We start from the raw sequence: 15,227 nt of genomic DNA, 5'->3' as shown, positions 1-15,227 counted from the left end.
CAGGACGACAGGCGCTCACAGGCCCAGCGGATAAGAGCCCAGCAGCTTGAAGAAGGCGGCATTCTGGCGCAGTTCTTCCAGCGCCTTGGCGACCTTTTCATCCTGCTCGTGACCTTCCAGGTCCACATAGAAATAGTATTCCCACGCCCCCATGCGGGCCGGCCGCGACTCGAAGCGCGTCATCGACACGCCATGGCGCGCCAGCGGGGCCAGCAGGTTGTAGACCGCACCGGCCTTGTTGGGCACCGACAGCACGATGGAAGTCTGGTCGCGCCCCGACGGCGCCGTGCGCAAACGACCGATCACGGCAAAGCGGGTGCGGTTGTGCGGATCGTCCTGGATGTGGGCATTGACGGTTTGCAGGCTGTACTTCTGGCCGGCGATTTCGCCGGCAATGGCCGCCACGCTTTTATCTTCACCTGCCATGCGCGCGGCCTCGGCGTTGGAAGCCACCGCCTGGCGCTCGATGGCAGGATAGTTCATATTGAGCCAGGCATTGCACTGGGCGAGGGCCTGCGAGTGGGCGCAGATGCGGGTGATGCCATCCATGTTGCCGCTGGCGGTCATCAGGCTGTGATGCACGGGGATGGCCACTTCGCCGCTGATGGTCAGGGTGGTCTGCAGCAGCAGGTCCAGGGTGCGATTGATCACGCCTTCGGACGAATTCTCGATGGGCACCACACCGAAATCGGCGGTACCGGCTTCGGCATCGCGGAACACTTCATCAATCGACACACACGGCAAGCCTTCGATGGCATGGCCGAACTGCTGGTACACCGCCTGCTCGCTGAAGGTGCCTTCGGGGCCGAGGTAAGCCACCACCACACGCTTTTCCAGCGCACGGCATGCTGACATCACCTCGCGGAAGATGGTCTGGATATCGGTGCCCAGCAAGGGGCCGGGATTGCGGTCGGCGGCGCGGCGCAGCACCTGGGCTTCGCGCTCGGGGCGAAACACCGGGGCATTGGTCTCGGCCTTGACGTGGCCCACTTCCTGCGCGACGCGGGCGCGCTGGTTCAGCAGGTCGAGGATCTGCGCATCGATGGCATCGATCTTCTGGCGCAGGGGCAGCAACTTGTCGTCACTCATCTTGCTCTTTCAGTGTCTGCAGGCCGCACGCCGGCGCGAAGACCGGCCTGCGGCGCTGTTTGGCGTGGCGTTGGCAGGGCGTGGCAGAAGACCAGCACCGCACGGGCAACGCGCCCGGGGAGGTGTGGCCTCAGCCGTGCTGCTTTTCGAAGTCTTTCAGATAATCGACCAGGGCTTGTACGCCCTCGATCGGCATCGCGTTGTAGATCGATGCACGCATGCCGCCGACCGACTTGTGGCCTTTCAGCTGCAGCAGGCCGCGCTCTTTGGCGCCGGCCAGGAAGGTGTCATTGAGCGACTCGTCGCGCAGGAAGAACGGCACGTTCATGCGGGAACGGCAATCCGCTGCGATCCGGTTGCTGTAGAAATCGGTGCTGTCCAGGTAACCATAGAGCAGCCCGGCCTTGGCGATGTTGCGCGCTTCCAGCGCAGCCACGCCACCCTGGCGCTTGATCCATTGGAACACCAGGCCGGCGATGTAGATCGCATAGGTCGGCGGGGTGTTGTACATGGAATCGTGGTCGGCCACGGTCTTCCAGTCGAAAGCCGAAGGGCAGAACGGCAGCGCGTGGCCCAGCAGGTCTTCGCGCACGATGACGATGGTCACGCCGGCCGGGCCGATGTTCTTCTGGGCGCCGCCATAGATGACGCCGTATTTCGACACGTCCACTTCGCGCGAGAGGATGTGCGAAGACATGTCGGCCACCAGCGGTGCACCATCGGTATCGGCCGCAACTTCCGGGGTGTACTGGTATTCGACGCCATCGATGGTCTCGTTGCTGCAGATGTGCACATAGGCCGCATTGCGCGAGAGCTTCCAGTCGGCGCGCGCCGGGATGCTGGCGAACTTGCGGTCGGCCGAGGAGGCTGCCACGTTCACGGTGCAGTAACGCCCCGCTTCCTTGATCGACTTGGTGGACCAGGAACCGGTGTTGATGTAGTCGGCCACGCCCGCTTCATGCTTGCCGGCCGGCGAACGCAGCGCAGCCAGGTTCATCGGGATGATGGCATTCTCGGCGATGGCCCCGCCCTGCAGGAACAGCACCTTGTAGTTGGAAGGAATGTGCATCAGCGCGCGCACGTCAGCCAGCGCGGCCTCGATGATGGACATGTATTCCTTGCCGCGATGGCTCATCTCCATGACCGACATGCCACTGCCATGCCAGTCCAGCATCTCGTCGGCTGCCTGTTGCAGCACTTCCTTGGGCAATACCGCCGGACCGGCGGAAAAGTTATAGACCATTTCTGCGTTCGCCATCAAAAAAGGCGGCAGGCGCGTTGCCCGCCGCCCTGGACTTGCTTCACTCGCCAGCGGCAGGTGTCTCGCCGCCAGCGGCCTCGGTGCCTTCGCTTTCGATCACGTCTTCCACATCGGACTCGACCACGCGCTGCAGGCCGGACAGCTTGGTGCCATCTTCCACTGCAATCAGGGTCACGCCCTGGGTGGCGCGGCCCATCTCGCGGATCTCGGAAACGCGGGTACGGATCAGCACGCCACCGGTGGTGATCAGCATGATCTCATCGGTGGAGTCCACCAGCGTGGCGGCCACGACCTTGCCGTTGCGCTCGCTGGTCTGGATGGCGATCATGCCCTTGGTGCCACGGCCGTGACGGGTGTACTCGGTGATCGGAGTACGCTTGCCGAAGCCGTTTTCGGTGGCGGTGAGCACGGACTGCTGCTCGTTCTCGGCCACCAGCAGGGCGATGACCTGCTGGGTTTCTTCCAGGTTCATGCCGCGCACGCCCCGGGCGGTACGGCCCATCGGACGCACGTCGTTTTCATCGAAACGCACGGCCTTGCCGCCGTCGGAGAACAGCATCACGTCATGCTGGCCATCGGTCAGCGCGGCGCCGATCAGGAAGTCGCCCTCATCCAGGTCCACGGCGATGATGCCGGCCTTGCGCGGATTGGAGAAGTCCGACAGCGGGGTCTTCTTGACCGTGCCCAGGCTGGTGGCCATGAAGACGTAGCGGTCATCCGGGAAGCTGCGGTTGGCGCCCGACACCGGCAGGATCACCGTGATCTTCTCGCCATCCTGCAGCGGGAACATGTTGACGATGGGCTTGCCGCGCGAATTGCGCGAACCCTGCGGCACTTCCCAGACCTTCAGCCAGTACAGGCGCCCCCGGTTGGAGAAGCACAGGATGTAGTCGTGCGTATTGGCGATGAAGAGCTGGTCGATCCAGTCGTCATCCTTGGTCGCCATGGCCTGCTTGCCGCGTCCACCGCGCTTTTGCGCGCGGTACTCGGAGACCGGCTGCGACTTCATGTAGCCGGTGTGCGACAGCGTGACCACCATGTCCTGCGGCGTGATCAGGTCTTCGGTGGCCAGGTCGGTGGCGTTGTGCTCGATGGTGGAGCGGCGCTCGTCCTTGGCGCCGATGCCGTAGTCGTTGCGGGCGGCGTTGAGTTCGTCGGTGATGATGGCGGTCACGCGGGCCGGCTTGGAGAGGATATCCAGCAGGTCGGCGATCTGCGCCATCACGTCCTTGTATTCGTTGACGATCTTGTCCTGCTCCAGACCGGTCAGGCGCTGCAGACGCATCTGCAGGATTTCCTGGGCCTGTTCGTCGGAGAGCTTGTAGAGGCCATCGGACTGGATGCCGTAATGGGCCGGCAGGCTTTCCGGACGGAAGGCTTCGATGCCGCCTTCGTTGGCTTCGCCGGCGCGGGCCAGCATCTCGCGCACCATGGACGAATCCCAGGCGCGCGTCATCAGTTCGGCCTTGGCGATCGGCGGGGTCGGTGCGGCGCGGATGATGGCGATGAAGTCATCGATGTTGGCCAGCGCAACCGCCAGGCCTTCCAGCACGTGGCCGCGTTCGCGCGCCTTGCGCAGTTCGAACACGGTACGGCGGGTGACCACTTCGCGTCGGTGCGAGAGGAAGCATTCCAGCAATTGCTTCAGGTTCAGCAGGCGCGGCTGGCCATCGACCAGCGCCACCATGTTCATGCCGAAGGTGTCTTGCAACTGGGTCTGCTTGTACAGATTGTTGAGCACCACTTCCGGCACTTCACCGCGCTTCAATTCGATGACCACGCGCATGCCCGACTTGTCGGACTCGTCGCGCAGGTCGGAGATACCTTCGAGCTTCTTGTCGCGCACCAGCTCGGCGATGCGTTCGAGCAGCGCCTTCTTGTTGACCTGGTAGGGCAGCTCATCGACGATGATGGCGATGCGGCCTTCGCGGCCATATTCTTCGAAGTGGGTCTTGGCGCGCATGACCACACGGCCACGGCCGGTGCGATAACCGTCGCGCACACCCGAGACGCCATAGATGATGCCGCCGGTGGGGAAGTCCGGCGCAGGTACGAGCTCGATCAGTTCATCGATGGTGCAATGTTCGTTGGCCAGCAGGTGCAGCGCGCCGTTGATCACCTCGGTGATGTTGTGCGGCGGGATGTTGGTGGCCATGCCCACGGCGATGCCGGAGGAGCCGTTGACCAGCAGGTTGGGGATACGCGTCGGCAGGACCGAGGGTTCCTTTTCCTTGCCATCGTAGTTGGGCACGAAATCGACGGTTTCCTTTTCGATATCGGCCAGCAATTCGTTGGAAATCTTGTCCAGGCGGCACTCGGTGTAACGCATCGCGGCCGCACCGTCGCCGTCGATGGAACCGAAGTTGCCCTGGCCATCGACCAGGGTATAGCGCAGCGAGAAGTCCTGGGCCATGCGCACCAGGGTGTCATAGATGGAGGCGTCGCCGTGCGGGTGGTACTTACCCATGACTTCGCCGACCACGCGCGCGCACTTCACGAACGGGCGGTTCCAGACGTTGTTCATCTCGTGCATCGCATACAGCACGCGGCGGTGCACCGGCTTCAAGCCATCGCGCACGTCCGGCAGTGCCCGACCCACGATCACGCTCATGGCGTAATCGAGGTAACTCTTGCGCATCTCTTCTTCGAGGGAAATGGGGATGGTTTCTTTAGCGAATTGATCCATTGGAGAGTCGAAAGATGTTTCCCGGCCAGAAAATCGTGCCGGGCGGGCGTGGCCCTTGGACTGATCAGAACAGTGCATTCTAGCACGCCAGGAGGGTCAAAAGCCCCTCAACCGCCCTCTTCACCCCTGCAACGGTTCGCTTCGCCGGTGCTGCAGCGGCCCTACCCCGTTCGACTCGCTATATATATTAGAGATGTGCTGCCGGCCAGGATCACTACCGCGCCGGAACAGGGCCAACATTGCCTGCTGGAACCATGGCGACGGGTGTCGCGATAAGCCGGCGAAATGGCAATGTGGAAAAATTTTCCGAAACTCAATTCTGCGCTCCGCGCCATCGGGAGAAATCCTATGCCGCAAGAACGGCAACGGGCGAGAGAAAATGACAACTACTTGCCTAAGCGAAAATGCGCGAACTGTATGAAAAATAAGGATTTTCTCTAAAAAATCCGGCTTTTTTCAGCCTTAAAGGAACAAAAACGGGCCAAAAATATCGCGTTGCGAAGAAACAACACAGTCCCAAAAACGTTGTCTGGACCAATTGGCAAGCATCGCTGAAGGGCAATCCGTGTGGCAGAATGGCGGCTAAGTTCATTACTAGCCCCATGGAACAAGGGCCTGTGACGACCTGAACACATGATATTATTCATTTTTTTGATGTCGTAATCTTGTAGCGCAGTTTATCTGCGGATATCTCACCCGAGAGGAGAAACATGAACAAATTAGCAAAACTCGTCTTCGCTGCTGCGTCCGCAGCCATCGCACTGTCTGCCACCGCTCAGGAAACCAAGGACATCAAGGTTCGTCCCGGCAGCCTGTACCTGCAAGATGGCCGTGACGTCGTGACCCGCAGCGGTTACGGTCTGTGCTGGCAAACCGCTTACGTGAACGGTCCGTGCGAAGAACCGCCCGCACCGGCTCCGGTTGCCGCTGCTGCTCCTGCTCCGAAGCCCGCTCCGGCTGCTGCTCCGACCTCGGAAAAAGTCACCTACGCTGCTGACGCCTTCTTCGATTTCGACAAGGCAACCCTGAAGCCGGCTGGCAAGGCCAAGCTGGACGAACTGGTTGGCAACCTGAAGTCGATCAACCTGGAAGTCATCATCGCCGTCGGCCACACCGACTCGATCGGTTCGGTCGCCTACAACCAGAAGCTGTCGGTTCGCCGTGCTGAATCCGTCAAGGCTTACCTGGTGTCCAAGGGCGTTGAAGCCAACCGCGTCTACACCGAAGGCAAGGGCAAGTCGCAACCGGTCGCTGACAACAAGACCGCTGCTGGCCGCGCCAAGAACCGTCGCGTGGAAATCGAAGTTGTGGGTACCCGCAAGTAATCGATTGCCGCTACAAGGCTCTGATGAAAACCCCGCTTCGGCGGGGTTTTTTTATTGCTGATGCGTTTGCGGGTCAGCCCTCTTTTAGAGAGTCGCTTGATCTGGCGCGTCCAACCGCTGCTGCCGGATTGGGCTATCATTAGGCCCCATGAATACGACCAATGCGACCATGAACGCCGATCCCCAAGAGATCCAGAAATTCAGTGAACTGGCCCATCGCTGGTGGGACCCGGGTTCCGAATTCCGTCCCCTTCACGAAATCAACCCGCTGCGCCTGGAGTGGATCAACGCCCGCGCCCCGCTGGCCGGCAAGAAGGTGATCGACATCGGCTGCGGTGGCGGCATCCTGGCTGAATCGATGGCCAGGAAAGGCGCCGACGTCACCGGCATCGACCTCTCCGACAAGGCCCTGAAAGTGGCCGACCTGCACAGCATGGAGTCCGGCGTGCAAGTGCGCTACGAAAAGATCGCCGCCGAAGACATGGCTGCCCGCGAAGCCGGCCAGTATGACGTGGTGACCTGCATGGAAATGCTGGAACACGTGCCCGATCCGTCGGCCATCGTGCGCGCGGCAGCCACCCTGGCCAAGCCGGGCGGCAAGCTGTTCTTCTCGACACTGAACCGCAACATGAAGTCCTACGTGATGGCCATCATCGGTGCCGAATACGTGCTGCGCCTGCTACCCAAGGGCACGCACGACTACGCCAAGTTCATCACCCCGGCCGAGCTGGCGCAGTACACGCGCGCAGCCGGCCTGCAGATCGATGCCTTCAAGGGCATGGGTTACAACCCGCTGACCAAGATCTATTCGCTCAACGAAGATACCAGCGTGAACTATCTGGTGGCCTGTACCAAGCTGGCCTGAGCGGCCACACTGTCCGACCACACCTCACCGCCGCAGCCCTTACGCTGCGGCGTTTTTCTCCCTTGTCCTGACAACCATGCCACTACGCCCTCCGCGCGCGATCCTGTTCGACCTCGACGGCACCCTTGCCGATACCGCTCCCGACCTGGCGGCCGCTGCCAACTTCCTGCGCCACCAAAAAGGCATGGAAAATGCCCCCTATGAAAGTTTGCGCCCGGTCGCCTCGGCCGGTGCCCGCGGGCTCATCGGTGCAGCGCTGGGCATCCATCCCGGCGATGCGGAATATGAAGAGTTGCGCGTAATTTTCCTGGATCGCTACCAAGCCAACATGACTACCCACAGCCGTCTCTTCGACGGCATCCCGGAACTGCTGGCGCAACTGGAAGCACGCGGTATCGCCTGGGGCATCGTCACCAACAAGGCCGCGCGTTTCACCGACGTGCTGGCGCCTCAGATCGGACTGGGCCATGCCGGCTGCATCGTCTCGGGCGATACCACCCCGCATGCCAAACCGCATCCGGCCCCCTTGCTGGAAGCGGCCAGGCGTCTGCAGCTGGCGCCCGAGGAGTGCTGGTACGTCGGCGACGACCTGCGTGACGTCCAGGCCGGACGCGCCGCCAACATGCCCACCATTGCCGCCGCCTGGGGCTATTGCGGCCACACCGAGCCCGCCGCCTGGCAAGCCGATGCCCTGCTGCACGCGCCGCTGGACATCCTGACGCTGCTGGACTGATTCGCCTCTCCTCTGCCTTGCAGTTGATGCGCTCGCGGAAACTTGAGCGCATCTTTCCCCTCCTAGCAGTGCCATGTCGCCTCGCATTAGAATGGCGACAAGCCGGCACCTGCCGCAGCATCACCCCCATCACAACCAGAACCGGCCACCTGCGCATTCATCTCCCCAGGACGGACCGGCACCGACAAGGGAAACCCCATGAGCAAGCCGGACCGCGCCTCTCTCACCCAGCACGCCGCCTGGCAACGCCTGCAACGTCCGCTGCGCTGGGCCGGCTGGACCGTGGCCGTACTGCTGGCACTGGCCGCACTGAGCTGGGGCGCACTGCCGGCGCTGGTGCGCAAGATCGCCATCGACCAGACCCAGGCCCAGATCGGCCGCAAGCTGGAGATTGGCGAGATCGCCTTCAATCCCTTCAAGCTGGCCTTGCGCGCCTCGGACATCACGCTCTATGAAGCCGATGGCACGCATCCCTTCTTCAGCGCCAAGGGCTTGCTGGCCGACCTGTCCGCTGCCTCGCTGCTGCGCCTGGCGCCGGTACTGGATGAGATCAGCCTGAACACACCGCAACTGCACGTGGTGCGGCTGGACGCCCAGGGCATCGGCCACTACAACTTCTCCGACATCCTCGACAAGCTGGCGGCACAGCCCAAGAGCGAAGGCCAGGCGCGCTTCTCGCTGGCCAATGTGCAACTGCAGGATGGCCAGATCCGCTTCGAAGACAAGGTAACCGGCAAGAACATCGACATCGCCGCGCTGCAGCTCGGCCTGCCCTTCATCTCCAACCTGCCCGGCAATATCGACAGCTTCGTGCAGCCGCAACTGTCGGCCACCATCAATGGCACGCCGCTGCACCTGAAGGGCCGCAGCAAGCCTTTCGCCTCGACGCAGGAATCGGCCTTCGCCATCGACATCGACCAACTTGATCTGGTGAGCTACCTGCCCTTCGTCCCGGTCGAATTGCCGGTGGCGATCCAGAGCGCCAAGCTCAGCACCAGGCTGGACCTGGGTTTCACCCGCAAGGATGACAAACCGGCCGTGACCCTGGCAGGTGACCTTCGCCTGGATGACCTCGCCCTGCAGGACAAGGCTCGCGCACCGCTTCTCAAGGCCAGGTCGCTGGCGCTGCAGGTGAAGCAATTCGACGTGCTGGCGGCCAGCGGCGAACTCGGCCAGCTGACGCTCGAGCAGCCGCAGGTCTGGGCCAGCATGAATGCGCGTGGAGAGATCAACTGGCAGCGTGCGCTGGCCGGTAGCGGCAATGCCGGTGGCAAGGCGGCCAAACCGGCTGCTCCCCCTGTGGCAACGGCCGCCACGCCGCCGTCCACCATCGTGCTGCAGCAACTGACCGTGCACGGTGGCGAGCTCAACTGGCGCGACGAAGCCAACGCCACGCCTGCCCAGCTCATCAAGCTGGGCAAGATCGATATCAATGCCACCCAGCTCTCCACCGCTGCCGATGCCAAACCTGCGCACCTGATCCTGTCAGCCGTGGAAAACGGCCATGGCAAGCTGGGCTTCGATGGACAGATCCAGCCACTCAAGCCGACGGTAACGGGCAAGATCACGCTGGAGAACGTCGACCTCGCGGGCTACCAGAACTACCTGGCACGCGCGCCCATCAGCGGGGTGGCGGGCAAGCTCTCCGGCCAGACCACGCTACAGCTGCGCGATGGCCATCTCAAGCTCGACGACAGCAAGGTACAACTGGCCGAGCTGCGCCTGACGCCGCCGGGCAAGGGCGCCCAGCCGCTGGCCCTGCAATCGCTGTCGCTGCAGGCGGCGACGCTCACCGATACGCTGGACCAGCCTGTCCCCTTCAAGCTGCAGGCGCGCTTCGACAAGAATGGCAGCGCCGAACTGTCCGGCCAGGCTGCACCGCACTTCAAGAGCGTGGCGTTGGAGCTGGAGGTGAAGGATCTGCCCATCACACCCTTCCAGCACTATTTCACCGATGTGCTCAATGTCACCATCAGCAGCGGCCTGGCCAGCGCCAAGGGCAAGCTGGACGTGACGCCACCGCTTGAGGATCGCAAGCTGGCGCTGGACTACAAGGGCAGCGCCGCCATCACCAACCTGCGCATGCAGGACAAGCAGACCTCCACCGATTTCCTGCGCTGGCGCACGCTGGACCTGGCAGGGATCCAGGCGAAGCTGGGTGGACGTCCGCAAGTGGCGCTGGAAAAAGTCACGCTGTCCAACTTCTATGCACGTGCCATCCTTTCCGAGAAGGGCCGCCTGAACCTGCAGGACATCGTGGTGGCCGATGCGCAGGAGCAGGGCTCGATCACCGACGACAGCAAGAAAGCCGGCAAGGATAGCCAGCCGGCCAATAACGGCAATGCCCGCAAGACCGTTTCCACCGCCCCCGTCACCCCTGCCGCACCTGCTGCCGACGCCCCCATCGTGCGCGTGGGCCAGGTGGTGCTTGAAGGCGGCAACATCAACTACACGGACAACTTCGTCAAACCCAACTACACCGCCAACATGACCGGACTGGCGGGCAGCATCGGCCAGATCTCCTCGGAGAAGCCGCAACCGGCGCCGGTCAACATCACCGGCAAGATCGACAACGATGCACCGCTGCAGATCTCGGGCGCCCTCAATCCGCTCTTCAAGCCCATGTACCTGGATCTCAAGGCCAGCGCCAACGGTGTGCAACTGCCGCGCCTGACGCCCTACTCGGCCAAGTACGCCGGCTATCCGATCACCAAGGGCAAGCTGTCGATGGATGTGCACTACAAGATCGAGAACGACGAGCTGGTGGCCCAGAACGATCTGCGCATCGAGCAACTGAGCTTCGGCGAACGCGTCGACAGCCCCGACGCCACCAATCTGCCGGTGATGCTGGCGGTCTCGCTGCTCAAGGACCGCGATGGCAACATCAACCTGAACCTGCCGATTTCCGGGTCGTTGTCGGACCCGCAGTTTTCGGTGGGCGGCATCATCGTGCGCGTGTTCGTGAACCTGATCGTCAAAGCCGTGACTTCGCCGTTCGCGCTGATCGGTTCGATGTTCCGCCCTGACGAGCACATCGGCGAGCTGCGCTATATCGAGTTCGCGCCCGGCTCCTCGGAAGTGACGGATGAAGTGCGCAAGAAGCTCGATGCGCTGGGCTATGTGCTGCATGAGCGTCCCGGCATCAAGCTCGACATCACTGGCCGCGTCGATCCGCAGGTGGATGACCAGGGCCTGCGCCGCGAAGCGCTGGAGCGCGCGATGCGTGCCCTGAAGCGCGCCGACCTAATCGCCAGGGAGGGGCAACCCGACGGGCCGGTGCGCATCAGTGCGGCCGAACGCAGCAAGTATCTGGAGCGCGTCTACAAGGACGGCAAGTTCGACAAGCCGCGCAACATGATCGGCCTGACCAAAACGATGCCCGAAGCCGAGATGGAAAAGATGATCCTGGAGCATACCGAAGTGACCCAGGATGACTTGCGCAAGCTGGCCCAGCGCCGTGCTGACCAGGTGCGAAATTATTTGCAGGAACAGAGCGTGATCGAACCGGCGCGCATTTTCCTGATCGCGCCCAAGCTGGACGGCGCCGGCATCCCGGACAAGGAGCCGAAGGCACGGGTCGATCTGACGATACAGTGAGGGAGCGGCCGCGCAGGCTGGCCTTGAAAAGCCGGGCGCTGCCCATACAGTAGGGAGTAGGTTATAATCGACCTTCCGCCGAAAAAGCGGGCGCCTCTTCAGGAAGCTCTGCGAGAGGCAAGCGTAATACGCAAGTTCACGCGCCCAGCGGGATTTGCGAAGCTTCAACACCACGGGGCCGACTTGGTTTCGACAGGGGTTGCAAAGCGGAACAGGGCATGCCGAGGACTGGTTACCTCGTTAATCCATCCGGAACTGCTTAAATGCAAACGACGAATCTTACGCTCTCGCAGCGTAAATCGCACCTAGAAACCTAAGAAACTTCTAGCTCTACAGCACTTCTTCCCTGGGGTGTGCTGGCAACAGCGGTAGAGTCATTTACAGGGAATCGTGGCGTATGGGGTTACTTCATACGTCATTAAATCCAAGGTAACTCGTCCTGTCGAAGCGTGTGCGTCCGCGTCGCCAGGATTAAAACCAATTGGCTGCACTACGCATGTAGAACTGTCTGTAGAGTGCTTCTGGACGCGGGTTCGATTCCCGCCGGCTCCACCAATACCAATGCCCGACTGTGTATGCAGTTGGGCATTTTTCTTGCCCCCTCGCATTTCTGCGAGGGTTCACGCGGATGCCTGCGGACTTTGTGGTTCGGCGGATGCCTCCTCAAAGGCATTCATGTGGATCTCTCGGTAAATTACCCGGCCGATGAGTTTGAGATAATGAGCCAGATCCACCTCACAGCACCCGCGCTTGAGTGGCTTCGCAGAAGCTCAAGCAGGACGAAATTGGGTGGGTGTTTTTATGGGTGCCCGGCTGGAACAGGTGGAATTACGGCACTGCCGGAACTGGCTCTGCAGATTGACTGAATCCGCTGACACGACCGATACGGACAAGGCTGAAAAACATGGCAACAAAAAATCTACGAAAGCTATACCTAGCTGGAGCGATGTCAAAACCAGATTGGTCGATTTCGACCGTGCCGGCCTGCTGGGCCTGATACAAGACCTGTATGCTGCCAGCAAGGACAACAAGGCATTTCTGCACGCCCGCTTTGCTTTGGGCGATGACTTCAACTATTTTTGGTTAAATGCCGGATTGACGGAGGAGAAATGAAGAAGCTTGAAAAAGCGGCGCTGGGCACCTGGCGCATTACCAGCATGGAAGCGTGGGATGTCGATTACTTCGATATGGAGGTTCCTGCGCACATCACAATCAAGAATGATCTGACAGGTAAATTCCAGTTCGGGCTGGTGCAAGGCGACATCGATGCCCGTGTTCACGAGAATGGAAGCACGGTGCGTATCGAGTTCTCCTGGTCTGGCGTAGATGAAAACGATCCTGTGAGTGGGCGCGGTTGGCTGGAGGTAACGGATGATAAGGCGCAGGGGCGCATCTTCATCCATCTGGGCGACGACTCGGCTTTCACAGCGGTACGCGCGAGATGAATGGCCCCGCAGTAGATCCGACATTGGAACTACAGGGCCTCCAAACCGAAATGAATCGAACTGCGCCACTTTTTGGGACCGAAATTGGCGCAGTTTTGAAAACTGCGCCATAACTGCGCCAATCGATGCTCAAGCAGCGCCAGCCCTTCCGTGTTATTCAATGCAGACTTGTTGAAGGCACTGCCAGCAGCAGCCGGAATCCAGGCGTTGCTGCTGGCTTTACCTTTAGGGCGTGGGAGCGTCTTAGGTTATCAGATAAATAATCTCCACAATCGCGCCACAGCGTTTCGTGCCGGGCCAGCCCGAATTGTTAGAAAATCGAGCCCCAAAAAGCACGTCCCTTCCCTTCGAGACGATAGACAACGTACCGAATCGACAACACCCACCCGGCGGACAAGCCCCCTGGCCGTGGTTCTCCGTCTTTCTCCGTGAAAATTTCGTGTTAATTCAAGAGGGTTTTGTCGTACCATTACCCGGTCTTACAAATTGTAACGTTTAAAGACACCGGATAAGCGCTGTAAATAAACAAGAAAACGGCGTATCCACCGACGCAGGCAGCGTACCGGCCTGCATCGGATGAAGGGGGTCCGGTAGATAACAGCGCCAAAAAGAAGCCTCGGGGGCTTTCGACGATATGTATTCAGGGGATGTCAGTTTTTCAGTTGCGTCGCATGCACAGTGGGTTCCGGGTATCGAATCCCAAGCCGATTGGCAACGATGGATCAGCAATGATCGCCAGGCTGCCGGTTCCGGGGAACCAGCCGTCAAGGCCATGCCGCCCATGCTGCGCCGGCGCACCAGCCCGGTTGGCAAGCTGGCACTGGAAACAGCCTACGGCGCCCTGACTGCCGCCACCTCCGATCAGCCCCGGGAAGCTGGTCCCGCCTCGACAACGGAGCAACTCGACATCCCGGTGGTCTTCGCCTCCCGCCACGGCGAATGCGCCCGTTCGGTGGAATTGCAAACTGCCCTGGCTGCCGCCGCGCCGATGTCGCCCACAGCCTTCAGTCTGTCGGTCCACAATGCCAACGCCGGGCTGTTTTCCATTGCCCGCGGCAACCAGGCCAATACGGTGGCCATTGCAGCCGGCCAGAGCACGGTCGAACATGCCATCATCGAAGCCTGCGGCCTGCTGGCCGACGGCGCCCGGCAAGTCCTGCTGGTGGTGGCCGACGCACCGCTGCCGGCGCTCTTTTCCGGTTTCGCCGATGAGCACGAAGAACCCTGCGGCTGGTCCTGGCTGATGCAGGCGGCCGACGAAAACGGCGCACTGCCCACCCTGTCGCTGCAGTGGCAGCAGGCGCAGCCGGCCGGCCATACCATGCCCGCCTCACAGGCCACCGCCGGCGCCGCTGCGATCCTGCGCTTCTTCCTCGACGCCGCGACGTCCACTCTGCAGCGCCAGGCCGACGGCCGTCGCTGGCACTGGATGCGGCATGCTTGAACGGATCCTGGCACTGATCGACCGTGGCTGGCGCATCCTGGCCACGGGGATGTGTTTCGCCCTCTTCGGACTGGGCGGGCTGCTGTTGCGGCTGGTGATCTTCCCCATCCTGCAGGTCCTGGTCCGCAATCCGCAGCAGCGTGTGCTGTGGTCGCGCCACCTCATCCGCCTGGCGTTTCGTGCCTTCGTCGAAGTGATGCGCCTGTGCGGCGTGATCCGCTATGAAATCACCGGCTTGGAACGGCTGAACCGCAACGGCCTGCTGATCCTGTCCAACCATCCGACGCTCATCGATACGGTGCTGCTGATGGCCTTCGTGCGCCATGCCGACTGCATCGTCAAGGGCGCACTGTGGCGCAATCCCTTTACTCGCGGACCGGTGCGCGCAGCCGGTTACATCAGCAATGCCCAGGGACCGGACCTGATCGACGATTGCATCCGCTCCATCCGCAGCGGCGGCAATCTCATCATCTTCCCCGAGGGCACCCGCACGCCCGGCGACGGCCAGATCAGCCTCAAGCGCGGCGCGGCCAACGTCGCCGTGCGCGGCGGCTGCACGATCACGCCGGTGCGCATCCGATGCACGCCCGGCACCCTCAGCAAGGGGGAGAAGTGGTGGCAGGTGCCGGCCACGCGCGCGCATTTCCGCCTGCACATCGGCGAGGACCTTCATCCCGACCACATCATCGGCAACGAGCAGCCGCACGGCGCCGACCATCCGACGCTGGCCGCGCGCCAACTGACGACTTACCTGCAACAGTACTTCATGAAAGAGAACTAGG

11 protein-coding genes and 1 other RNA gene are annotated in these 15,227 nt (G+C 61.7%); 9 read left to right on the top strand and 3 right to left on the bottom strand.

The annotated features are described in order from the left end of the window. Nucleotides 1–15 precede the first annotated feature (15 nt). The 3 genes from pheA to gyrA all read right to left on the bottom strand — a co-directional run bounded on the left by pheA (nucleotide 16) and on the right by gyrA (nucleotide 5,036). A complete protein-coding gene (gene pheA / locus ACVC5H_RS06465) occupies nucleotides 16–1,089 on the bottom strand; it encodes a prephenate dehydratase (RefSeq protein WP_489621544.1) in 1,074 nt (357 codons plus the stop codon). Nucleotides 1,090–1,219: 130 nt separating this feature from the next. Further along, on the bottom strand, nucleotides 1,220–2,332 hold the full coding sequence (gene serC / locus ACVC5H_RS06460; protein WP_489621543.1) for a 3-phosphoserine/phosphohydroxythreonine transaminase: 1,113 nt from the start codon (nucleotides 2,330–2,332) through the stop codon (nucleotides 1,220–1,222). 58 nt (nucleotides 2,333–2,390) lie between these two features. Then, nucleotides 2,391–5,036, bottom strand: coding sequence for a DNA gyrase subunit A (gene gyrA, locus ACVC5H_RS06455; protein ID WP_489621542.1), 2,646 nt, complete (start codon nucleotides 5,034–5,036; stop codon nucleotides 2,391–2,393). A 710-nt stretch (nucleotides 5,037–5,746) separates the two neighbouring features. Between gyrA and ompA the strand changes: the two genes are divergently transcribed. The 9 genes from ompA (at nucleotide 5,747) to ACVC5H_RS06410 (ending at nucleotide 15,226) form a co-directional block, all read left to right on the top strand. After that, nucleotides 5,747–6,361 (top strand): outer membrane protein OmpA, encoded by a 615-nt coding sequence (gene ompA / locus ACVC5H_RS06450; RefSeq protein ID WP_489621541.1) that lies wholly within the window; start codon nucleotides 5,747–5,749, stop codon nucleotides 6,359–6,361. A 148-nt stretch (nucleotides 6,362–6,509) separates the two neighbouring features. Next, on the top strand, nucleotides 6,510–7,226 hold the full coding sequence (ubiG, locus tag ACVC5H_RS06445) for a bifunctional 2-polyprenyl-6-hydroxyphenol methylase/3-demethylubiquinol 3-O-methyltransferase UbiG (RefSeq protein ID WP_489621540.1): 717 nt from the start codon (nucleotides 6,510–6,512) through the stop codon (nucleotides 7,224–7,226). Between the two features lie 76 nt (nucleotides 7,227–7,302). Continuing rightward, a complete protein-coding gene (locus tag ACVC5H_RS06440; protein ID WP_489621539.1) occupies nucleotides 7,303–7,959 on the top strand; it encodes an HAD family hydrolase in 657 nt (218 codons plus the stop codon). A gap of 198 nt (nucleotides 7,960–8,157) precedes the next feature. Beyond that, nucleotides 8,158–11,556 carry a DUF748 domain-containing protein gene (locus ACVC5H_RS06435; protein ID WP_489621538.1) on the top strand — a complete coding sequence of 1,133 codons (3,399 nt, stop codon included), beginning with the start codon at nucleotides 8,158–8,160 and terminating at the stop codon, nucleotides 11,554–11,556. 174 nt (nucleotides 11,557–11,730) lie between these two features. Further along, nucleotides 11,731–12,111, top strand: a transfer-messenger RNA (tmRNA) gene (gene ssrA, locus ACVC5H_RS06430). Nucleotides 12,112–12,306: 195 nt separating this feature from the next. Next, nucleotides 12,307–12,669 carry a hypothetical protein gene (locus ACVC5H_RS06425; protein WP_489621537.1) on the top strand — a complete coding sequence of 121 codons (363 nt, stop codon included), beginning with the start codon at nucleotides 12,307–12,309 and terminating at the stop codon, nucleotides 12,667–12,669. Beyond that, entirely contained in the window at nucleotides 12,666–13,001 is a 336-nt protein-coding gene (locus ACVC5H_RS06420) for a hypothetical protein (protein ID WP_489621536.1), read from the top strand. Before ACVC5H_RS06425 ends, ACVC5H_RS06420 begins: the two co-directional genes overlap by 4 nt. A gap of 634 nt (nucleotides 13,002–13,635) precedes the next feature. Then, entirely contained in the window at nucleotides 13,636–14,445 is an 810-nt protein-coding gene (locus ACVC5H_RS06415) for a beta-ketoacyl synthase chain length factor (protein WP_489621535.1), read from the top strand. After that, nucleotides 14,438–15,226, top strand: a complete 789-nt coding sequence (locus tag ACVC5H_RS06410; RefSeq protein ID WP_489621534.1) for a lysophospholipid acyltransferase family protein — start codon at nucleotides 14,438–14,440, stop codon at nucleotides 15,224–15,226. Before ACVC5H_RS06415 ends, ACVC5H_RS06410 begins: the two co-directional genes overlap by 8 nt. Nucleotide 15,227 lies beyond the last annotated feature (1 nt).

It is taken from the genome of Herbaspirillum sp. Her3 (assembly GCF_057961275.1).
Note: the sequence above shows the minus strand (reverse complement) of the source record. Positions and strands in the feature narration are given on the sequence as shown.

Bases quoted from the DNA above. Each gene is read 5' to 3' on its own strand.
- ACVC5H_RS06435 (WP_489621538.1), top strand. From the start codon at position 8,158: ATGAGCAAGCCGGACCGCGCCTCTCTCACCCAGCACGCCGCCTGGCAA.
- ACVC5H_RS06420 (WP_489621536.1), top strand. From the start codon at position 12,666: ATGAAGAAGCTTGAAAAAGCGGCGCTGGGCACCTGGCGCATTACCAGC.
- ompA (WP_489621541.1), top strand. From the start codon at position 5,747: ATGAACAAATTAGCAAAACTCGTCTTCGCTGCTGCGTCCGCAGCCATC.
- serC (WP_489621543.1), bottom strand. From the start codon at position 2,332: ATGGTCTATAACTTTTCCGCCGGTCCGGCGGTATTGCCCAAGGAAGTG.
- gyrA (WP_489621542.1), bottom strand. From the start codon at position 5,036: ATGGATCAATTCGCTAAAGAAACCATCCCCATTTCCCTCGAAGAAGAG.
- ACVC5H_RS06440 (WP_489621539.1), top strand. From the start codon at position 7,303: ATGCCACTACGCCCTCCGCGCGCGATCCTGTTCGACCTCGACGGCACC.
- ACVC5H_RS06410 (WP_489621534.1), top strand. From the start codon at position 14,438: ATGCTTGAACGGATCCTGGCACTGATCGACCGTGGCTGGCGCATCCTG.
- pheA (WP_489621544.1), bottom strand. From the start codon at position 1,089: ATGAGTGACGACAAGTTGCTGCCCCTGCGCCAGAAGATCGATGCCATC.
- ACVC5H_RS06415 (WP_489621535.1), top strand. From the start codon at position 13,636: ATGTATTCAGGGGATGTCAGTTTTTCAGTTGCGTCGCATGCACAGTGG.
- ubiG (WP_489621540.1), top strand. From the start codon at position 6,510: ATGAATACGACCAATGCGACCATGAACGCCGATCCCCAAGAGATCCAG.